The organism is Agrococcus terreus (assembly GCF_014645235.1).
GTDB classification, from domain to species: domain Bacteria; phylum Actinomycetota; class Actinomycetes; order Actinomycetales; family Microbacteriaceae; genus Agrococcus; species Agrococcus terreus.
Genome location: NZ_BMLM01000002.1, coordinates 276,540 through 296,820 on the forward strand (window position 1 = coordinate 276,540; position 20,281 = coordinate 296,820).

Consider the following 20,281-nt stretch of genomic DNA (forward strand, 5'->3'; position numbering starts at 1 on the left):
TGCCGGGGGCGGCGGGACGGAGCGCACCTCAGGGAGCGGCGACGGGCTCCTCGGCTGGCCGGGTGGGCAGCTGCCGCATCCACGCGTAGGGGCTCAGCAGCAGCGGCAGCCCGCCGAGGATCGCGACGGCGGTGCCGACCCAGATGGCGGCGATCGTGCCGAACGCGGTGCCGAGCCAGCCGGCGAGCAGCGCGCCGATGGGCATGACGCCCCAGACGACGAAGCGGATGGAGGCGTTCATGCGGCCGAGGAGCGGCTTCGGGCAGATGCGCTGGCGGGCGGTGACCTGGATGACGTTGTAGACGAGGATGCCGAAGCCGAGCAGCACCTCGAAGACCACGAGCATCGGCACGGCGGCCGCCGGCCACAGCACCGAGAGCGGCAGCAGCGCGGCCGAGCCGCAGAACAGCAGCGTCGACAGGCTGAGGGCCGTGCCCTCGCCGATCCGGCGCGCGATGCGCATCGCGAGCACGCTGCCCGCGAGGCCGCCGATGGCGCCGAGCGTCATGAGGAGGCCGTAGACCGACGGGTCGAGGCCGAGGATGCGCAGGATGAGGATGGGCGAGAGCGTCATCGCGATGCTCGCGCCGAGGTTCGTGAGCGCGGTCGTGCCGACGATCCGCACGAGGAAGTCGGTGCGGGCGACGAAGCGGAGCCCTTCCGCGATCTCGCGCACGAGGTGCTGGCGCTCGTGCTTCGGCTTCACCTGCTCGTCGTCGCGCACGAGCAGCAGGCTGATGGCGCTGAGCAGGAAGCCGACGGCGTTCGCCGCCAGCAGCAGCGGCGCCGAGACGACTCGCAGCAGGATGCCGGCGACGGCCGGCCCGCCGAGCCGCATCGTCTGCGCGGTCGCCTCGAGCGCGCCGTTGGCGGGGCCGACGTGCTCGTCGCGCACCAGCACCGGCACGAACGACTGGTAGCCGACGTCGAAGAACACCGTGGCGACGCCGACGACCGCGCCGATGACGAACAGGTGCCAGATCTCGAGCATGCCGGCGAGGAACAGCAGCGGCACGAGCGCGACCGCGACCACGCGCACGAGGTCGGCCACGATCATCACGTGGCGCTTGCGCATCCGGTCGAGCCACGCGCCGGCGGGCAGGCCGACGAGCAGGAACGCGGCCGTTTCGGCCGCGTGGAGGAAGCCCATCTGCGCGTCGGTCGCGTCGAGGACGGTGACCGCGACGATGGGCATGGCGATCGCCGCGAACTGCGCGCCGAGCTGGCTGAGGCCCTGCCCGAGCCAGAAGGCGGGGAAGCCGCGCTCGCGCCAGAGCCCGCGGTGGTCGAGGCGCGGATCCGCGGTGCCGACGGGCTCGTGCTGGACGGTCATGCGGCAGAGCGTAGCACTGCGATTGGTTTCTCCCAATCACTCAGTTCCCGCGTCCCCTCCCGGCCGGTAGCGTGGGGCCATGACGGATGCGGCGCAGCCTGGCGCGACGGAGCTCACCGCCAAGGCGCGGGCGCTCGCCTCGCCGCTGCGCTGGCGCATCCTGCGCCTGTGCCTGCACGAGCCGCGCACGAACAAGGAGCTCGCCGAGGCGCTCGGCATGAACCCCGGCTCGATGCACCACCACGTGCAGTCGCTCGTCGACGTCGGCTTCCTCGTCGCCGAGGAGCCGCGCACCGGCGCGCGCGGCGCGAAGGAGATCCCCTACCGGGCGCCGGGCCTCACGTGGCACGGCTCGGAGGCGCCGCTCGTCGGGCCCGTGCTCGTCGAGACGTTCCTGCAGGAGATCCAGGGCGTGCATCCCGCCGACCTCGAGGTGAGCCGGCTCGGCGTGCGTCTCGCCCCGGAGGACCACGAGGAGTACGAGCGCCGCGTGGGCGAGCTGCTCGAGTGGCTGCGCTCGCGCGACACCCCGGGCGGCGACGCGTGGTCGGTCATGCTCGCGATGCACCCCGACGTGCAGCAGCCGCGCCGCGACGCGGAGGGCTGAGCCTCAGCCCTCGAGCGCCTCGTGCGCGGCGAGCCACTGCTCCTCGAGCTCGGCCAACCGCTCGTCGGCCGCCGCCAGCTCGCCCTGCAGCGCCGAGAGCGCCGCGAAGTCGCCGTGGTCGGCGGTCTCGAATCGTGCGACGACCTTCGCGCGCTCGTCGGTCGCCCTCGCGAGCCGGCGGTCGAGGCTCGCGGCCTCCTTCTCGAGCGCGCGGCGCTCGGCGCCGCTGAGGCCCGGCGCGGCCTGCGCGGCGGGCGCCGCATCCTGCGGCTGCGTCGCGCGGGCACCGACCGACGCCTCCCCCGACATCGCGAGGTACGCGTCCACGCCGCCGGGCACGTGCCGCAGCCCGCCGTCGACCACCGCGTACTGCACGTCGGTGACGCGCTCGATGAGGTAGCGGTCGTGGCTGACGACGATGAGGCAGCCCGCCCACGAGTCGAGCACGTCCTCCATCGCGGCGAGCATGTCGGTGTCGAGGTCGTTCGTCGGCTCGTCGAGGATGAGCACGTTGGGCTCGTCGAGCAGGATGAGCAGCAGCTGCAGGCGCCGGCGCTGGCCGCCCGAGAGGTCCTTCACGAGCGTCGACAGCTCGCCCGAGCGGAAGCCGAGCCGCTCGAGCAGCTGGCCGGGGCTCAGCTCCTTGCCGCCCGCCTGGTAGCTCGTGCGCAGCCGGCCGACGACGGTGCGGACCGGGTCGTCCTCGTGCTCGGCGAGCTCGGCGAGCTCCTGCGTGAGCTCGGCAATCCGCACGGTCGTGCCGGTCTTCACGCGGCCCGACGTGGGCTGCAGGCGACCCGCGACGAGCGCGAGCAGCGTCGACTTGCCTGCGCCGTTGCGGCCGAGGATGCCGGCGCGCTCGCCCGGCGCGATGCGCCAGGTGACGTCGTCGAGGATCCGGTGGCCGCCCAGCTCGACGCCCGCGTCGAGGAGGTCGACGACGTCCTTGCCGAGGCGGGTCGCGGCGAGCTGCGCGAGCTGGATGGGGTCGCGCACGGGCGGCTCGTCCTCGATGAGCTGCGTGGCCGCCTCGATGCGGAACTTCGGCTTCGAGGTGCGCGCGGGCGCGCCGCGGCGGAGCCACGCGAGCTCCTTCTTCATGAGGTTCTGGCGCTTCGCCTCGCTCGCCGCGGCCATCCGGTCGCGCTCGACGCGCTGCAGGATGTATGCCGCGTAGCCGCCCTCGAAGGGCTCGACGATGCGGTCGTGGACCTCCCACGTGCCCGTGCACACCGCATCGAGGAACCAGCGGTCGTGCGTGACGGCGACGAACGCTCCGCGGCCGGTCGCGTAGCGGGCGTTCAGGTGGTCGGCGAGCCAGGCGATGCCCTGCACGTCGAGATGGTTCGTGGGCTCGTCGAGGAACAGCACGTCCCAGTCGCCCGCGAGCAGCTGCGCGAGCGCGACGCGGCGGCGCTGGCCGCCCGAGAGGTCGCCGACGCGGCCATCCCACGGCAGGTCGCCGACGAGGCCGGCGATGACGTCGCGGATGCGCGCGTCGCCCGCCCAGTCGTGCTCGTCGCGATCGCCGACGACGGCCTCGCCGATCGTCGCGTCGCCGTCGAGGGTGTCGCGCTGGTCGAGCACGCCCACGCGGATGCCGCCGCGGCGCGTGACGCGGCCGCTCGTCGGCTCGAGCGTGCCCGCGAGGATGCGGAGCAGCGTCGACTTGCCGTCGCCGTTGCGGCCGACGATGCCGATGCGGTCGCCGTCCTCGAGGCCGAGGGAGATGGAGTCGAAGACGGTGCGGGTCGGGAATGCGAGCCCGACCTTCTCGGCGCCCAGGAGATGTGCCATGTCCCCTCCATCCTCCCATCCGCCGCGCGCCGCCTCCGCCGCGGCCGCAACTGCTGCCCTGGCGCGCCCCGAGCGGCGGCGCCCGGCGATCGGCGGTCGTCGCATGCGGCCGATGGGTCACTGCTTGCGATCACTGGTCACGTCCTGCGGGGAGTGGTCGCTTCCAGCAGCCGATCCTGACCACTCGATGCAAGGAGTGACCACTCGGGCGCAGGACATGGCCGCTCGCGAGGGGGCGAAGCGGAAGGAGGCGAGCCGCGGAGCGGGGCGAGGCGGGCGCGCGACTCAGTCGACGAGGCGGGCGCCGCCGACGGGGCCCGTGACCTTCACCGCGTGGAGCTGCGCGGTCGACAGCGAGATCTGCAGCTCGATCGCCGACTCGAGGTCGTCGCAGAGGAACGCGACCGTGGGGCCGGATCCGGAGACGATGCCCGCGAGGGCGCCGGAGCGCTCCCCCAGCTCGAGCGTGCCCGACAGGCGCGGCATCAGGCGGAGGGCCGGCGCCTGCAGGTCGTTCTGCAGCGCGTCGGCGAGCATCGACGCGTCGCCGGCGCGCAGCGCCTGCAGCACGCGCGCCTCGACGGTCGGCACGTCGTGCGCCGGCGCGATGTCGGCGGCGTGCACGGCGCGGTGCTCGTCGAGCGCGCGGTAGACGTCGGGCGTCGAGAGGCCGCCGTCGGCGTAGGCGAGCACCCAGTGGAACTGCCCCTTCGCGAGCGCCGGGCTCAGCCGGTCGCCGCGGCCGGTGCCCACGGCGGTGCCGCCCGCGAGCGCGAAGGGCACGTCGGCGCCCAGCTCCGCGGCGATCTCGTGGAGCGCCTCGCGGCCGAGGTGCAGCCCCCACAGCTCGTCGCACGCCACGAGCGTCGCGGCCGCGTCGGCGCTGCCGCCGCCCATGCCGCCGGCGATCGGCACGTGCTTCTCGATCGAGAGCGAGACGCCCGAGCTGATCCGGCCGCGGCGCGCGAGCGCCATCGCGGCGCGGATGGCGAGGTTGTCGGCGCCGGTCGAGAGGCCCTCGTGGGCGATCGGGCCCGAGAAGCGCACCGAGAAGTCGTCGGCGTGCGTGGCCTCCACGAACTCGTAGAGGCTGACCGCCTGGTAGGCGGTCGCGACGTCGTGGTAGCCGTCGTCCTGCAGGGCGCCCACGCCGAGGTACACGTTGATCTTGCCGGGCGCCTTGGCCCGCACCGTGCTCCTCTTCACCACGGCTCGACCCTACTTGGATCGGGCATGCCCTCCTGCACAGCGGCTGGATGCGGCAGGCACCTCCGGACCGCGTGGGCGCGCGGGGCTAGCCTCGCCTCGTGGCGCACGGGATCACCTTCGACCCGGCGGATCCGCTGCTCGCGCGGGTGCGCGCGATCGCGGTGGCGCTGCCCGGGGCGCAGGAGAAGATCTCGCACGGCCGGCCGGCGTGCTTCACCCGCAAGGTCTTCGCGTTCTCCGCGGGCACGACGAGGGCGGAGCACGCCGAAGGCCTCCATCCGCACCGCCTGACCGTGCTGCTCGAGCCCGACGAGCGCCTGGCGATGCTCGAGGAGGGCGCGATCGAGCCCGCCTACCTCGGCCCCTACGGCTGGATCGCCGTCGACCTCGAGGGGGCCGACTGGAGCCTGGTGGCCGAGCTCATCGACGCCTCCTACCGCATGACCGCCACGAAGCGGCTCGTGGCCGAGCTCGACGCCCGCGGCTGAGCGCGTCGCCCGAGCGCGTCCCTCAGCCCGCGGCGGCGTCGAGGATCGCGGCGATCGCCTCGCGCGCGGGTTCCATCGCATCGGCGCTCGGCAGGCGCTCGATGGTGACGTTCACGGGGGTGCCCGAGCGGTTCGGCGGCTGCGCGGCGATCGCGAGCCGCGTGCCGTCGGCGAGCCGCCAGCGCACGACGGGCATCGACGCCGCGAGGTTCTCGCCGTGGGGCGCGCCGTGCCTCGCCTCGACCTCGGCGCGCACGCGGTCGAGCGCCTCGAGCCGGTCGCCGGGCATCGTGCGGGTGCGCGCCGCCGTGAAGGTGCCGTCGGCCTGCTGGCCCGGCAGCCGCCCCTGGTGCGCCTGCTCGAAGTCGACCGCGATGCCCTGCGCCCACCAGCCGTCGACGCCGTGCGCCTCCACGAGCCAGCGCGCGATCCGGGCGTGCGGCCAGGCCTGCGCACCGGCGTCGAGCAGCAGCGCCCGCCAGCCCTCGTGGTCCCGGCCGGTCGCGGCGCGCAGCGCCTCCGGCCCCATGCTCCGCTCGATCGGCCGCGCCATCGCCGGCTCCCCTCGTCAGTCGCGCAGCTGCTGCGCGATCCGGATGAAGTCGGCCAGGGCCAGCGCCTCGCCGCGCTCGGTGGGCGCGACGCCGGCGGCCTCGAGCGCCTCGGAGGCGGCGGCCGACGAGCCAAAGACGCCCGAGAGCGCCTGACGGAGCATCTTCCGTCGCTGCCCGAACGCGCCGTCGATCACGCGGAAGGTCGCGCGCCGCAGCACCTCGTCGCCGAGCGACGGGCCGCGCCGGAAGCCGACGAGCACCGAGTCGACGTTCGGCACCGGCCAGAAGATCTGCCGCGACACGTCGCCCTCGAGCGCCCACGGCCCCCACCAGGCGACCTTGGCGCTCGGCGAGCCGTACACCTTCGAGCCGGGCTTCGCGGCGAGCCGGTGGCCGACCTCGGCCTGCACCATGACGAGGGCGCGATCGACGCTCGGGAAGCGCTCGAGCAGGTGGATGAGCACGGGGACCGACACGTTGTACGGGAGGTTCGCGACGATCGCGCGCGGCTCGTGCGGCAGCGACTCGATCGTCAGCGCGTCGTGGTGCACCACCTCGAGCCGCGCCTCCGGCTGCTTCGCCGACACCGTCTCGGGCAGCAGGCGCGCGAGCCGCTCGTCGATCTCGACCGCCGTCACGCGGCAGCCGGCCTCGGTGAGCCCGAGGGTGAGCGAGCCGAGGCCCGGCCCCACCTCGACCACGTCGAGCCCGGCGACGTCGGCCGTGCGGACGATCCGGCGCACGGTGTTGGCGTCGTGCACGAAGTTCTGCCCCCAGCGCTTCGTGGGCGTGAGGTCGAGGGATGCGGCGAGGCGGCGGATCTCGGCGGCCCCCAGGAGGGCATCGGCACCGCGGTCGGTCGGGGTCTCGCTCACCCGGCCAGCCTACGCGGCGCGCGGGCGGCCGCCGCGGCGTCGCGAGCAGTTGCGCGCGGGCGGTGCGCGCGTGCAGAGCGCCCCCAGCACGGGCCGCCACACTGGGAGCGCGCCACGGCGGCGCGGAACGGACGGAGGCTCCCATGCGCACCTCGCACCTCGGCATCGCGGCGGTCGCCGCCCTCGCCCTGCTCGTCACCGGCTGCGCGTCGGCGCAGCCCGGCAGCACCGGAGCGCCCACCACGACCGCCGATCCCGCCCCCTCCGAGTCGGCGCCCGCGACCCCGACCCCGACCCCGACCCCGACGCCGTCGCCGAGCGACAGCGACGACGACATGGACGACGACGCCACGCCCATCCCCGACGCGCAGATCGCCGCGCTCGACGTCATGGACGCGGTGAGCACCGACGGCGCCGCCGCGCTCTGGGCGGAGCCGGGCACGTCGCTCGCCGTGTTCATCGGCGGCTCCGGCTCGTCGAGGTGCGTGCCCGAGCCCGACGGCGCGGAGGTCGAGGACGGCGCGATCGTGGTCGAGTTCACCGCGCCCGACCTGTCGGCGATCAGCTGCACCGCGGACTTCCGCGTCTACGGCTGGACGTTCCCGATCGACGGCCCGGTCGACGCGAGCATGCCCGTCGACGTGCGCGTCGAGGGGCTGAGCCCCGACGCGAGCTCGGTCGTCGAGCTCTCGGTCGGGCCCGACGCGCTCCTCCCGTAGCCGACGGCGCGCGACCGCGCGCGGTCGCGCGCGGTCGCGCGCGGACGCGCCGCCTACAGCGCGTCGGTGTTGCCGCTGCGGCGCACCGCGTCGACGACCTGCTTCACGCGCTGCGCGTTCGCGGTCGTCGTGACGAGCAGCGCGTCCGGCGTGTCGACGACGACGACGTCGCGGATCCCGACCACCGAGACGATGCGCTTCGACTGCGAGACGACGATGCCGGAGGCGGAGTCGGCGAGCACGGTGCCCTGGTCGCCGAGGATCGCGAGCCGGCCGCGGCGGCCGCCGTTGTGGAGCTTCGCGACGGCCGAGAAGTCGCCGACGTCGTCCCAGTCGAAGTCGCCCGGCACGACGACGAGCCGGCCCCGCGCGGCGGCGGGCTCGGCGATCGCGTAGTCGATCGCGATCTTCTTCAGCTGCGGCCAGATGCGGTCGACCGCGGGCCCGCGGCGGGCGGGCTCGTCCCACGCCTCGGCGAGCTCCTCGATCTGCGCGGCGAGCTCGGGCTCGCCCTTCGCGAGCTCCTCGAGCAGCACGTCGGCGCGCGCGATGAACATGCCCGCGTTCCACAGGTGGTCGCCGCCCTCGACGTACTCCCGCGCGACCTGCGCGGAGGGCTTCTCGACGAACGCGCGCACGACGGCCGCGCGCGGCGCGCCCTCGACGCCCGCGGGCTCGCCCGCGTGGATGTAGCCGAAGCCGATCGCCGGCTCGGTGGGCGTGATGCCGATCGTCGCGATCGCGCCGGCGCGCGCCGCGGCGACGGCCTCCGCGACCACGCGGCGGAAGGCGCGCTCGTCGTCGATGACGTGGTCGGCGGCGAAGGAGCCGACGATCACGTCGGGCTCGCGGCGGCGGAGGATGGCGGCGGCCAGGGCGATCGCGACGGTCGAGTCGCGGGGGTCTGCCTCGAGCACGATGTCGGCGTCGTCGAGCTCGGGGATCTGCGCCTCGACGGCGGCTCGATGCGCCCGGCCTGTGACGATCATCGTGCGACCTGGGCCCGTCAGCGGCACGAGCCGCTCGTAGGTCGCGCGCAGCAGCGTCTTGCCCGAGCCCGTGAGGTCGTGGAGGAACTTCGGCGCGTCGGCGCGCGAGAGCGGCCACAGCCGCGAGCCGACGCCGCCGGCCGGGATGATGCTGACGAAGTCGTCGATGGTGGTCACGCGGCCGAGCCTACCGACGAGCCGGGCAGCACCGGCCGCCGCCGATCGGGGCGCGGCGCCCAGCGCTTCCCCACGGGATGTTCACGGCGCGTTCACCGCCCGCTCCCGCTCGCGACGCGACGCGGACGTAGCGTCGGAGCGTGCGCATCGAGAGGGTGGCGATCGTCACCGAGAGCTTCCTGCCCACCGTCAACGGGGTCACCACCTCCGTCTGCCGCGTGCTCGACCACCTCGTCGAGACCGGCCGCGAGGCCATCGTCATCACGCCGCGCTGCGGCGCCCCGGTGCACTACCGGGGCGTGCCCGTGCACGAGGTGCCCTCCTTCGCCTACCGCCAGTTCCCCGTCGGGCTGCCGAGCCCGCAGGTCGCGACGCTGCTCGCGCGCTTCCAGCCCGACGTGCTGCACGCGGCGAGCCCCTTCATGCTCGGCGGCCAGGCGATCGCCGAGGCGTCGCGGATCGGGCTGCCGAGCGTCGCGATCTACCAGACCGACGTCGCGGGCTTCGCGCGCCGCAACCGGATGGGCGCCGGCGCCGCGTTCGCCTGGCAGGTCATCCGCGCCATCCACAACGCCGCCGACCGCACGCTCGCGCCGTCGTCGGCCGCGATCGCCGACCTCGAGGGCGCGGGCGTCAGGCGCGTGCACCGGTGGGCGCGCGGCGTCGACCTCGACGGCTTCCACCCCGACAACCGGCTCGGCCGCGCCGCCGCTGGCCTGCGGCGGCAGCTCGCGCCCGACGGCGAGACGATCGTCGGCTACGTCGGCCGCGTCGCGCCCGAGAAGGGGCTCGAGCGCCTGCGGGCCCTCGAGGGGCTCCCCGGCATCCGGGTCGCGATCGTCGGCGACGGCCCCGCGATGGCCGACGTGCGCCGCCAGCTCGCGCCGCTGCGGCCGATCATGCTCGGGCAGCGCTCCGGCGGCGCGCTGCGCGCCGCCTACGCCGCGATGGACGTGTTCGTGCACACGGGCGCCGAGGAGACGTTCGGCCAGACGCTGCAGGAGGCGGCGGCGAGCGGGCTGCCGGTCGTCGCGCCGCGCGCCGGCGGACCCATCGACCTCGTCGACCACGGCAGCACCGGCTTCCTCTTCTCCCCCGACGACGCCCCGGAGCTGCGGCAGGCCGTCGCGCTGCTCGCAGCCGACCCCGGCATGCGCGCCCGGATGGGCGAGGCGGGCAGGCGGCGCGTGCTCGGCCGCTCCTGGTCGGCGGTCTCCGAGGACCTCGTGCGCCACTACGAGCGGGCCGCCCGACGCGCGCTGCGCGGCGTGGACGACCTCGTCGACGCCTGACCCCGAGCCCGTCGACGACCCCGTCGACACCCGACGTCCGGCCCCGTTCGCGGCGGGCGTCAGGGGCCCGGCGTGTCGCGGGCATAGGATGGAGCCACTCAACCCGGCTACCGATGGAGGGATTGCGCGTGTCCGACACGACCAGCAGCCTCACCCTCCCCGACCCGGCCCCCAAGCGCGAGCGGATCGGCGGAACGCTGTACCGCGGCAACGAGGGCATGTGGTCGTGGGTGCTGCACCGGATCACCGGTGTGGCGATCTACTTCTTCCTGCTGGTGCACGTGCTCGACACGTCCCTCATCAGGGTCTCCCCGGAGGCGTACAACACGGTCATCGCGGCGTACAAGAACCCCATCATGGGCCTCGGCGAGGTCGGCCTCGTGGCCGCCGTCGTGCTCCACGCCCTCAACGGCCTGCGCATCATCCTCGTCGACACGTGGTCGTGGGCGACGAAGCACCAGCGCCTGCTGTTCTGGATCGTGGTGGGCGTCGCCGTCGTGCTGATGGCCTACTTCACGCCGACGCACCTCATCAACGTCTTCTCCCCGATCGAGGAGGGCCACTGATGACCGCGACGATCGAGAACCCGAACTACCGGTACCCGGCCCGCTCGAAGGGCCGCCGCGGCCCCAACCTCGAGAAGGCCGGCTGGATCTTCATGCGCGCCTCCGGCGTCGTGCTGATCGTGCTGATCTTCGGCCACCTGGCCTACAACCTGCTCTGGACGCCCGGCGGCATCCACGCCATCGACTTCGGCTTCGTCGGCGGCAAGCTCGCCCAGCCGTTCTGGCAGTGGTGGGACGTGCTGATGCTGTGGCTGGCGATCCTGCACGGCTCGAACGGCATGCGCACGATCGTGAACGACTACGTGCACCAGCCGCGCCTGCGCACGATCGCGCTCGGCGCGATCGCCGCCGCGGCAGCGATCCTCATCATCCTCGGCACGCTCATCACGTTCACGTTCGACCCGTGCCCCGCAGGCGCCGACGCCGCCCTGCTGCCCGAGTTCTGCGCCTCGCGCTAGTCACGACTCCCGGAGACCCACCGCATCCATGGCTGAGACCACGACCGTCACCGACGGCATCCACTACCACCAGCACGACGTCGTCATCGTCGGCGCGGGCGGCGCCGGCATGCGCGCCGCGATCGAGGCGGCGCCCAAGGCGTCGACCGCGGTCATCACGAAGCTCTACCCCACGCGCTCCCACACGGGCGCGGCGCAGGGCGGCATGGCCGCCGCGCTCGCGAACGTGGAGGAGGACAGCAACGAGTGGCACACGTACGACACCGTCAAGGGCGGTGACTACCTCACCGACCAGGACTCGGCCGAGATCCTGACGCGCGAGGCCATCGACGCGGTCTACGACCTCGAGAACATGGGCCTGCCGTTCAACCGCACGCCCGAGGGCAAGATCGACCAGCGGCGCTTCGGCGGCCACACGCGCGACCACGGCAAGGCGCCCGTGCGCCGCGCCTGCTACGCGGCCGACCGCACGGGCCACATGATCCTGCAGACGCTGTACCAGAACTGCGTCAAGCACGGCGTGGAGTTCTTCAACGAGTTCTACGCGCTCGACCTCGTCATGGCCGAGGTCGACGGCGTGCAGCGCGTCTCGGGCATCGTCGCGTACGAGCTCGCGACGGGCGAGATCCACGTCTTCCAGGGCAAGTCGGTCGTGTTCGCGACCGGCGGCTTCGGCAAGATCTTCAAGACCACCTCGAACGCCCACACCCTCACGGGCGACGGCGTCGGCATCATCTGGCGCAAGGGCCTGCCGCTCGAGGACATGGAGTTCTACCAGTTCCACCCGACGGGCCTCGCGGGCCTCGGCATCCTCCTCACGGAGGGCGCCCGCGGCGAGGGCGCGATCCTGCGCAACGCCTCCGGCGAGCGCTTCATGGAGCGCTACGCCCCCACCATCAAGGACCTCGCGCCGCGCGACATCGTCGCCCGCTCGATGGTGCAGGAGGTCCTCGACGGCCGCGGCGCCGGCCCGAACAAGGACTATGTCTACCTCGACACGACGCATCTCGGCGCCGAGGTGCTCGAGACGAAGCTGCCGGACATCACGGAGTTCGCGCGCACCTACCTGGGCGTCGACCCGGTGACGGAGCGCGTGCCGGTGTACCCCACGGCGCACTACGCCATGGGCGGCATCCCGACGAACAACGACGCCGAGGTGCTCAGCGACAACGACACCGTCGTGCCGGGCCTCTACGCGGCCGGCGAGTGCGCGTGCGTCTCGGTGCACGGCGCCAACCGCCTGGGCACGAACTCGCTGCTCGACATCAACGTCTTCGGCAAGCGCGCCGGCAACAACGCCGTCGCGTACGCGCTCGGCGCCGACTTCGTGCCGCTCCCCACGGGCGCGGCCGACGGCGTCGTGAAGCTGCTCGCGCAGCTGCGCGAGGGCACGGGCACGGAGTCCGTGGCCGAGATCCGCAAGGCGCTGCAGGAGACGATGGACCGGAACGCCCAGGTGTTCCGCACCGAGGAGACGCTGCAGACGGCCCTCGACGACATCGCCGCCCTGCGCGAGCGCTACCCGAACGTCCGCATCCACGACCGCGGCCGCCGCTTCAACACCGACCTCCTCGAGGCCGTCGAGCTGGGCTTCCTGCTCGACCTGGCCGAGGTGCTCGTGGTGTCGGCGATCAACCGCAAGGAGTCGCGCGGCGCGCACATGCGCGACGACTTCCCGAAGCGCGACGACGAGACCTACATGCTGCACACCATGGCGTACCGCACGGACGCCGGCGCGGCTGGTGCCCAGGGCATCCGCCTCGACTGGAAGCCCGTGCGCGTCACGCACTACCAGCCGCAGGAGCGCAAGTACTGATGAGCGACGACGAGAAGAAGAACGAGGACAGCAAGGGCTTCGAGGGAGCTGCCGAGACCGGCGACCCCACGGCCCAGGCCGACGCCGCCGCCGAGGCGACGACCGCCGACGCGCAGAGCGCGATGAGCTCGAGCGGCACGTCCGCCGAGCCCGCAGGCTCGGCCGCCGAGGCCGCCGACCGCGACGTCGAGCCGGCTCCCGCCGCCGCGGCGGAGCCGGTCGAGGCGCCGCAGTCGTTCCCTGTGACGGTCATCGTGCGCCGGTACGACCCGGAGGTCGACGACGAGCCGCGCTGGGTCGACTACGACGTGCAGATGTACCCGACGGAGCGCATCCTCGACGCCCTGCACCGCATCAAGTGGGAGCAGGACCCGTCGCTGGCCTTCCGCCGCTCGTGCGCGCACGGCGTGTGCGGCTCGGACGCGATGCGCATCAACGGCAAGAACCGCCTCGCCTGCAAGGCGCTCGTGAAGGACTTCGACACGTCGAAGCCCATCTACGTCGAGGCGATCAAGGGCCTGCCGCTCGAGAAGGACCTCATCGTGAACATGGAGCCGTTCTTCGACTCCTTCCGCGAGATCCAGCCCTTCCTCCAGGCGACGGGCAAGCCCGAGAAGGAGCGCCACCAGACGATCGCGCAGCGCGAGCGCTTCGACGACACGACGAAGTGCATCCTGTGCGCCGCGTGCACGACCTCGTGCCCGGTGTTCTGGACCGACGGCCAGTACTTCGGCCCGGCGGCGATCGTGAACGCGCACCGCTTCATCTTCGACTCGCGCGACGAGGCATCGCAGGTGCGCCTCGACATCCTCAACGACCAGGAGGGCGTGTGGCGCTGCCGCACGACCTTCAACTGCACGGATGCCTGCCCTCGCGGCATCCAGGTGACCAAGGCCATCGCCGAGGTCAAGCAGGCGATGATGACGGGCGTGAAGCTCTAGCCCCTCCCCCGCTCGACGGCCCGCGCCCCCGTGGCGCGGGCCGTCGTCGTCCGTGCTGGATCGGCGTCCCGGTTCCCGGCGGGCGCGGAGGTTCGATGTGTAGCGTGCCTGCATGACGAACGTGCAGACCCCGGCGTCCCGCCCGCGGACCCGCGCCGACCGCATCCGACCCTGGGCGGTGCTCGCCGCCATCCCCGTCACGCTCGCGATGGCCGGCATCGGCGGCGGCGCCATCGGCGGCTTCGAGGTGCAGAACGCCTCGGGCGGCGCGCTCTCGGCCACCGCGACGCCGCTCGCGCCCGCGGGCCCGGCGTTCTCGATCTGGAGCGTCATCTACCTCGGCCTGCTGCTGTTCGCTGTCTGGCAGGTGCTGCCCTCCAACCGCGGCAACCGGCGCGTGCGCGCCATCGGCTGGCTCGCCGTCGCGTCGCTCGTGCTCAACGCGCTGTGGATCATCGCGGCGATCGCCGGGCTGCTGCCGCTGACCGTGGTCATCATCCTGGCCCTGCTGGTCGTCGTCGCCCTCATCGTCGAGATCCTGCGCCGGCGCCGGCCCGACGGCCCGCTCGAGGCGCTCGTGGTCGACGGCACGTTCGGCCTCTACCTCGGCTGGGTCAGCGTCGCGACGATCGCGAACACCTCGGCGCTGCTCGCCGACTGGGGCGTGCGACCGGCCGCATGGGAGGTCTGGGCGATCGTCATGCTCGTCGTCGCGGCCCTCGTGGCGGGCGCGATCGCGCTCCGCACGGGCGGCCGGATCGCGCCCTCGCTCGCGATGACCTGGGGCATCGCGTGGATCGGCGTGGGGCGGCTCACGACCGAGCCCGCCTCGTTCGCGATCGGCGTCGCCGCCGCGCTCGTCTGCGTCGCGATCGGCGCGATGACGGTCGCGGCCCGGCTCGGCCGCGGCACGCAGGCGGCGACGCTGTAGGCGCGCGGCGCCCCTCCCCGCGCTCAGGCGCGTCGGGCAGACTCGCCGCATGACCGACGCGACCATCGCGGCGCTCGATCGGCTCGACGCGCTCCGCGACGCCCTCGACGGCGTCGCCCTGCCGCTGTCGATCGCCGGCGCCGACGCGGCACGCGACGCGCGGGCCGCTGCCGTGCGCCAGATCGACGACTACGTGCAACCCCGCCTCGCGCACCTCGACGCGCCCCTCCTCGCGGTCGTCGGCGGCTCGACCGGGGCCGGCAAGTCGACCGTCGTCAACGCGCTCGTCGGCGTGCCCGTGACGCGCACCGGCGTCATCAGGCCCACGACGCGGCAGCCGATCCTGCTCCACTCCCCCGCCGACGCCGCCTGGTTCGCCTCGCAGCGCATCCTGCCCGGCCTCGCCCGCACCACGGGCGTCGTGCGGGAGGCGCCCGCGAGCGAGGCGGGCGAGGCGCCCGATGCCGCGCGCATCGGCTCGGTCGTGCTCGTCGCCGACGAGCGCGTGCCCGCCGGGCTCGCCATCCTCGACGCCCCCGACGTCGACTCCATCGCGGACGAGAACCGCGCGCTCGCCGCGCAGCTGCTCGCCGCCGCCGACCTGTGGCTGTTCGCCACCACCGCGAACCGCTACGCCGACGCCGTGCCGTGGCGGCTGCTCGACGACGCCGCCGCGCGCGACATCACGGTCGGCGTCGTGCTGAACCGCGTGCCGCCGGGCGCCGAGGACGAGGTGGAGGCCGACCTGCGGCAGATGCTCGGCGAGCGCGGCCTCGGCGCGGCACCGGTGTTCGTCGTGCCGGAGACCGCGCTCGACGACCGCGGCATGCTGCCGCCCGGGCGCGTCGCCGGCATCCGCGGCTGGCTCGCCGGCATCGCGGGCGACCGCGCCGAGCGCGCACGGGTCGCCGGCCGCACGCTCGCGGGCGCCGTCGACCGCCTGGCCGTCACCGCTCGCGCCGTCGCCGACGCCCGCGACGAGCAGCTCGTCACCGCCGCCGACCTCCGCGGCACCGTCGACGACGCGCACCGGGACGCCGCCGCCCGCATCGCCGACGCGACGAAGGACGGCGCGCTGCTGCGCGGCGAGGTGCTCGCCCGCTGGCAGGACTTCGTCGGCACGAGCGACGTGTTCCGCTCGATCGAGTCGTGGTTCTCCCGCGCGCGCGACCGGGTCACCGCCTGGTTCCAGGGGCGCCCCGCCCCCACGATCGAGGTCGAGCGCGAGCTCGAGAGCGGCCTGCACGCCGTCATGGTCGACGAGGCCGAGCGCGCCGCAGCCGACGCGTGGCAGCGCATCCGGCACAGCGCCGTCGGCCGCGAGCTCACCGCCGGCAGCGACCTCTCGCACGCCTCGGCCGACCTCTCCGAGCGCGCGAGCCGCCTCGTGCGCGACTGGCAGCAGGGGCTCGTCGAGCTCATCTCGGAGCAGGCGGCCGGCAAGCGGACGAAGGCTCGCGTCATGTCGCTCGGCCTCAACGTCATCACGGTCGCGCTCATGGTCGTGGTGTTCGCCTCGACCGGCGGGCTGACCGGCGGCGAGCTGGCGATCGCGGGCGGCTCGGCCGTGGTCGGCCAGAAGCTGCTCGAGACGATCTTCGGCGAGGATGCGGTGCGGCGGCTGGCGGCGCAGGCGCGCGACGACCTCGAGCGGCGCGTCGACGGGCTGCTCGCCGCAGAGGCCGCGCGCTGGGACGCGCTGCTCGCCCCCGTCGAGGCCGGCATCGGCGGCGACGCCCTGCGCGACGCCGCGAGCGAGCTCGGCGCAGCGATGCGCGCGGTCGAGCACGAGCCATCGGGCGCGTCGCACGCCCTCGAGCGCAGCGACCTCGTCGAGGGCGAGGCGATGGAGGACCCGCAGGAGGCCGCGGTGCTGGGCGAGGCCGAGGACGTGCACGAGCTCGACGCGCATCCGGATGGGGCGCGCGGCGCGGGCGAGGGCGGCGGCGACGAGCGCGGCGTGGACGAGCACGATCGGCGGGCGCCGTGAGCCGCGGCGGGGGCCAGGGCGGGCACCGAGACGGGCCCGGCGACGAGCAGGGTGTCGACGCGCCGCTCGGCGCGCTCGCCGAGGCGGTCGAGCTCGGCGAGGGCCGGGTGGCCGAGGCCGACCTCGCGGCCGCGCGGCGGGTGGCGGCGCGCGCGGGCGAGCGCCGCGCGCTCTCGAGCGAGCACACCGTCGTCGGCTTCTTCGGCGCGACCGGCTCCGGCAAGTCGTCGCTCCTCAACGCCGTGGCGGGCGCGGCCGTCGCCCGCACGCACGTGCGCCGGCCCACCACCTCCGAGGCTCTCGCCGCCGTCTGGGAGCCGCGCGGGGCCGAGGCGCTGCTCGACTGGCTCGAGGTGCGCGAGCGCCGGGTGATGGATCGGCCCTTCGCCGGCGAGGGCGCCGCGCCGTTGCCGGTCGTGCTCATCGACCTGCCCGACTTCGACTCCGTCGCCCTCGAGCACCGGGCGATCGCCGAGCGGCTCGCCGGTCAGGTCGACGTGCTCGTGTGGGTCGTCGATCCGCAGAAGTACGCCGACGCCGTCATCCACCGCGACTTCATCGCGCCCCTCGCGACCCACGCCGCCGTCACCGCGGCGGTGCTCAACCAGGTCGACCTGCTGCCGCCCGCCGAGGTGCCGCGGGTCGCCGCCTCGCTCGAGCAGCTGCTGCGCGACGACGGGCTGGGACGCGTGCTCGTGCTGCCCGTCTCGGCCCGGACGGGGGAGGGCGTCGAGGCGCTGCGCGCCCGCATCGCGCGCTTCGCGACCGAGCGCCGGGCCGCGACGGAGCGCCTCGCCGCCGACGTGCGCGCGGCGGCCGGCCGGCTGGAGGCGGCGGGCACGCCCGGACAGGTGCGCGGTGCCGACGCGAAGGCGCTCGAGCGCGGCCTCGCGCAGGCGGCCCGCGTCGACGCGGTCGCGCAGGCGGTGGCCGGCTCGTACCGGAAGCGCGCCGGGCAGGCCACGGGATGGCCGGTGACCGCCTGGCTCCTGCGGCTCGCCCCGGATCCGCTCCGGCGGCTGCACCTCGCCGTCGGCCGCTCGCGCGACCGCGACGCCGACCTGCACCGCACGTCGCTGCCGCCGATGGGGCCGGCGCAGCGCGCCCAGGCCGGGCAGTCGGTGCGCGGATACGCGGATGCGGCGGCCGCGGGGCTCGGCGACGGATGGGCCACGGCGATCCGGGAGCGGGCCGCCGAGGCGCTCGAGGCGCTGCCGGCCGAGCTCGACCGCGCCGTGGCGCGCACCGACCTCGGCGCGCGCGGCTCGTGGTGGTGGCAGCTCCTCGGCGCGATCCAGTGGCTCGCGCTCGTCGTGGCCGTCGTCGGCGGCGTGTGGCTGCTGCTGCCCGTCCTGCTGCCGCTGTGGGGCATGGTCGCGCCGACGATCCCGCAGGTGGCCGGCACCGAGACGTGGTTCGACGGGTGGCCGATCCCGCTGCTGGCGCTGCTCGGCGGCGTCGCCCTCGGCGTGCTGCTCGGGCTGCTGGGCGCCGTGCTCGGCGGCGCGATCGGGGCGGCGCGTCGCGCACGGGCGCGGCGGCGGCTGACGGCGGAGGTGCGGCGGACGGCCCAGGAGGTCGTGGTCGCCCCGATCGAGGGCGAGCGGGAGCGGGCGCGCGCGTTCGCGGCGGCGGTGGCGCGCGCGATCCGCTGAGCGCGCCGCGCGGTGGTCTCGAGACGCGTGCGGCCTCCGCCCGCGCGCTCCTCGACCAGCGGAGACGGCGAGAGGTGCTGCTCCGCCCGAGAGGTGCTGGTCGACCGGCACCCCTCGGGCGGAACGGCACCTGTCGCGAGGCAGGTCCGCGCGTGCGCGCCGCTCAGCCGGCCGCGAGCCCCCGCGCCTCGGCCGCCGAGCGGGCCGTGATCGCGCGGGCGGCGCGCTCGCGCGCCTCCTCGAGCGTGACCGTGAGCAGCTCGGCGCGCACGTCGGCGAGGGCCGAGGGGCTCATCGAGAGCGTCGTCACGCCGAGGCCCACGAGCACGACCGCGAGCGCCGGATCCGCCGCGGCCTCGCCGCAGACGCCCACGGGCTTGCCGGTCGCGGCCCCCGCCTCGCCGAGCAGCTTGACGAGCCGCAGCACGGCCGGGTGCCATGGATCCTGGAACGACGAGACCGAGCCGAGCTGCCGATCCGCCGCCATCGTGTACTGCGTGAGGTCGTTCGTGCCGATCGAGACGAAGTCGGCCGCCTCGAGCACCTGGTCGGCGAGCACGGCGATCGACGGCACCTCGGCCATCGCGCCCACCGTGCGCAGGCCCAGCTCGCGGCCGAGCGCCACGAAGTACTCGGTCTCCTCGACGTCGGCGATCATCGGCGCCATCACCCAGAGCTCCGCATCCGTCGCGTCCTGGGCGTTCGCGAGGGCGGCGAGCTGGTCGCGCAGGATCTGCTCGGAGGCGCGGAGCGCCCGGATGCCACGGAGCCCGAGCGCCGGGTTCTCCTCGTGCGCGTCGTTGAGGAACGACAGCGGCTTGTCGGCGCCGGCGTCGAGCGCGCGCACGACGACCTTGCGGCCGGGGAACGCCTGCAGCAGCTCGGTGTACGAGGCGGTCTGCGCCTCGACCGTCGGCGCGGAGGTCGCGTCGAGGAAGAGGAACTCGGTGCGGAACAGGCCCACGCCCTCCGCGCCGAGCTCGACGGCCTTGGCCGCCTCCTTCGGCGAGCCGAGGTTCGCGAGCAGCGGCACCTTCGTGCCGTCGGCGAGCGCACCGTCGGTGATGGGGGCGGATGCGGCGGCGAGCCGCTCCTCGCGCTCCGTCTGCGCGGCGGCGACCGCGTCGTCCGACGGGTCGAGCTCGACGGATCCGGTGCGGGCGTCGACGATCGCGCGCTGGCCGTCGGCGACGGCGGCGAGGATGCCGGTCACGCCGACGACCGCCGGCAGCGACTTCGAGCGCGCGAGGATCGCGGTGTGCGAGGTGGGGCCGCCGTCCTGCGTGACGAGCGCGAGCGTCTTCTCGAGGTCGAGGGTGGCCGTGTCGGCGGGCGCGAGGTCGCGCGCGACGAGGATGAACGGCTCGTCCGAGGCGGGCACGCCGGGCGCGGCGACGCCGCGGAGGCGCGCGACGACGCGCTGGGCGACGTCGTCGAGGTCGGTGGCGCGCTCGGCCATGTAGCCGCCCATCGAGACGAGCATGTCGCGGAAGGCGCCGTACGCGTCCCACGTCGCACGCTCGGCGTTCGCGCCGCCCTCCATGCGGGTGCGCACGTCGTCGAGGATCGCCGGGTCCTGCGCCATGAGCGCCGCGGCCTCGAGCACCTGCTGCGCCTCGCCGCCCGCGGCGGCGGCGCGCGAGAGCAGCTCGGCGGCGACGTCCTGCAGCGCGCCCTGCACGCGCGCGGCCTCCTCGTCGACGGGCGCCGACAGCGGCGCGTCCCCGGGAGGGGCGAGCGGCTCCGGCATCTTCAGCACCTTCGCGGCGGCGATGCCGCGGCCGACCCCGACTCCTGAGAGCGCACTCATGCGGCCACCCTACGCTGGCGGGACTGCGAGTCGCCACGAGCCCGGACGAGCGCGCGCAGGAGCAGGCGCACGAC

Annotated in this window: 18 protein-coding genes; 11 read left to right on the forward strand and 7 right to left on the reverse strand. The window is 74.7% G+C overall.

Annotated elements, in window-relative coordinates:
- Positions 1 to 28: 28 nt before the first annotated feature.
- Positions 29 to 1,333, reverse strand: coding sequence for an MFS transporter (locus tag IEW90_RS11155; RefSeq protein WP_188718365.1), 1,305 nt, complete (start codon positions 1,331 to 1,333; stop codon positions 29 to 31).
- 79 nt (positions 1,334 to 1,412) lie between these two features.
- On the opposite strand from IEW90_RS11155, the gene IEW90_RS11160 reads away from it, so the two are divergent.
- Positions 1,413 to 1,940 (forward strand): ArsR/SmtB family transcription factor, encoded by a 528-nt coding sequence (locus IEW90_RS11160; protein ID WP_188718366.1) that lies wholly within the window; start codon positions 1,413 to 1,415, stop codon positions 1,938 to 1,940.
- A 3-nt stretch (positions 1,941 to 1,943) separates the two neighbouring features.
- Here IEW90_RS11160 and IEW90_RS11165 read toward each other — a convergent pair whose 3' ends face one another.
- Positions 1,944 to 3,737 (reverse strand): ABC-F family ATP-binding cassette domain-containing protein, encoded by a 1,794-nt coding sequence (locus IEW90_RS11165; protein ID WP_188718367.1) that lies wholly within the window; start codon positions 3,735 to 3,737, stop codon positions 1,944 to 1,946.
- 285 nt (positions 3,738 to 4,022) lie between these two features.
- Positions 4,023 to 4,946: a 4-(cytidine 5'-diphospho)-2-C-methyl-D-erythritol kinase gene (locus IEW90_RS11170; protein WP_188718368.1), complete on the reverse strand. Its 924-nt coding sequence runs from the start codon at positions 4,944 to 4,946 to the stop codon at positions 4,023 to 4,025.
- Between the two features lie 98 nt (positions 4,947 to 5,044).
- Here IEW90_RS11170 and IEW90_RS11175 point away from each other — a divergent pair, with 98 nt between their 5' ends.
- Entirely contained in the window at positions 5,045 to 5,434 is a 390-nt protein-coding gene (locus IEW90_RS11175; protein WP_188718369.1) for an MmcQ/YjbR family DNA-binding protein, read from the forward strand.
- Positions 5,435 to 5,456: 22 nt separating this feature from the next.
- Here IEW90_RS11175 and IEW90_RS11180 read toward each other — a convergent pair whose 3' ends face one another.
- Both IEW90_RS11180 and rsmA read right to left on the reverse strand, forming a co-directional pair.
- Positions 5,457 to 5,987, reverse strand: a complete 531-nt coding sequence (locus IEW90_RS11180) for a hypothetical protein (RefSeq protein ID WP_188718370.1) — start codon at positions 5,985 to 5,987, stop codon at positions 5,457 to 5,459.
- A gap of 15 nt (positions 5,988 to 6,002) precedes the next feature.
- Positions 6,003 to 6,863 (reverse strand): 16S rRNA (adenine(1518)-N(6)/adenine(1519)-N(6))-dimethyltransferase RsmA, encoded by an 861-nt coding sequence (rsmA, locus tag IEW90_RS11185; RefSeq protein WP_188718371.1) that lies wholly within the window; start codon positions 6,861 to 6,863, stop codon positions 6,003 to 6,005.
- Positions 6,864 to 7,006: 143 nt separating this feature from the next.
- Between rsmA and IEW90_RS11190 the strand changes: the two genes are divergently transcribed.
- Complete coding sequence (locus tag IEW90_RS11190) at positions 7,007 to 7,582, forward strand: hypothetical protein (protein WP_188718372.1); 576 nt, start codon at positions 7,007 to 7,009, stop codon at positions 7,580 to 7,582.
- A gap of 53 nt (positions 7,583 to 7,635) precedes the next feature.
- Here the strand turns inward: IEW90_RS11190 and IEW90_RS11195 are convergent, their stop codons facing one another.
- Positions 7,636 to 8,748, reverse strand: coding sequence for a mannose-1-phosphate guanylyltransferase (locus tag IEW90_RS11195; RefSeq protein WP_188718373.1), 1,113 nt, complete (start codon positions 8,746 to 8,748; stop codon positions 7,636 to 7,638).
- 140 nt (positions 8,749 to 8,888) lie between these two features.
- Here IEW90_RS11195 and IEW90_RS11200 point away from each other — a divergent pair, with 140 nt between their 5' ends.
- From IEW90_RS11200 to IEW90_RS11235, 8 genes are all read left to right on the forward strand, one after another.
- Positions 8,889 to 10,040, forward strand: a complete 1,152-nt coding sequence (locus tag IEW90_RS11200) for a glycosyltransferase family 4 protein (protein ID WP_188718374.1) — start codon at positions 8,889 to 8,891, stop codon at positions 10,038 to 10,040.
- Positions 10,041 to 10,225: 185 nt separating this feature from the next.
- Positions 10,226 to 10,606, forward strand: coding sequence for a succinate dehydrogenase, cytochrome b556 subunit (gene sdhC, locus IEW90_RS11205; RefSeq protein ID WP_268236839.1), 381 nt, complete (start codon positions 10,226 to 10,228; stop codon positions 10,604 to 10,606).
- Positions 10,606 to 11,064, forward strand: coding sequence for a succinate dehydrogenase hydrophobic membrane anchor subunit (locus tag IEW90_RS11210; protein WP_188718376.1), 459 nt, complete (start codon positions 10,606 to 10,608; stop codon positions 11,062 to 11,064). Before sdhC ends, IEW90_RS11210 begins: the two co-directional genes overlap by 1 nt.
- A gap of 28 nt (positions 11,065 to 11,092) precedes the next feature.
- A complete protein-coding gene (gene sdhA, locus IEW90_RS11215) occupies positions 11,093 to 12,880 on the forward strand; it encodes a succinate dehydrogenase flavoprotein subunit (RefSeq protein ID WP_188718377.1) in 1,788 nt (595 codons plus the stop codon).
- A gap of 122 nt (positions 12,881 to 13,002) precedes the next feature.
- Entirely contained in the window at positions 13,003 to 13,821 is an 819-nt protein-coding gene (locus tag IEW90_RS11220) for a succinate dehydrogenase iron-sulfur subunit (RefSeq protein ID WP_188718838.1), read from the forward strand.
- A gap of 112 nt (positions 13,822 to 13,933) precedes the next feature.
- A complete protein-coding gene (locus tag IEW90_RS11225) occupies positions 13,934 to 14,752 on the forward strand; it encodes a TspO-related membrane protein (protein ID WP_188718378.1) in 819 nt (272 codons plus the stop codon).
- 49 nt (positions 14,753 to 14,801) lie between these two features.
- Positions 14,802 to 16,742, forward strand: coding sequence for a dynamin family protein (locus IEW90_RS11230; RefSeq protein ID WP_188718379.1), 1,941 nt, complete (start codon positions 14,802 to 14,804; stop codon positions 16,740 to 16,742).
- Positions 16,739 to 18,397: a GTPase family protein gene (locus IEW90_RS11235; protein ID WP_188718380.1), complete on the forward strand. Its 1,659-nt coding sequence runs from the start codon at positions 16,739 to 16,741 to the stop codon at positions 18,395 to 18,397. Before IEW90_RS11230 ends, IEW90_RS11235 begins: the two co-directional genes overlap by 4 nt.
- 163 nt (positions 18,398 to 18,560) lie before the next feature.
- On the opposite strand, the gene ptsP is transcribed toward IEW90_RS11235, so the two are convergent.
- Complete coding sequence (gene ptsP / locus IEW90_RS11240; protein WP_188718381.1) at positions 18,561 to 20,207, reverse strand: phosphoenolpyruvate--protein phosphotransferase; 1,647 nt, start codon at positions 20,205 to 20,207, stop codon at positions 18,561 to 18,563.
- Positions 20,208 to 20,281: the final 74 nt, after the last annotated feature.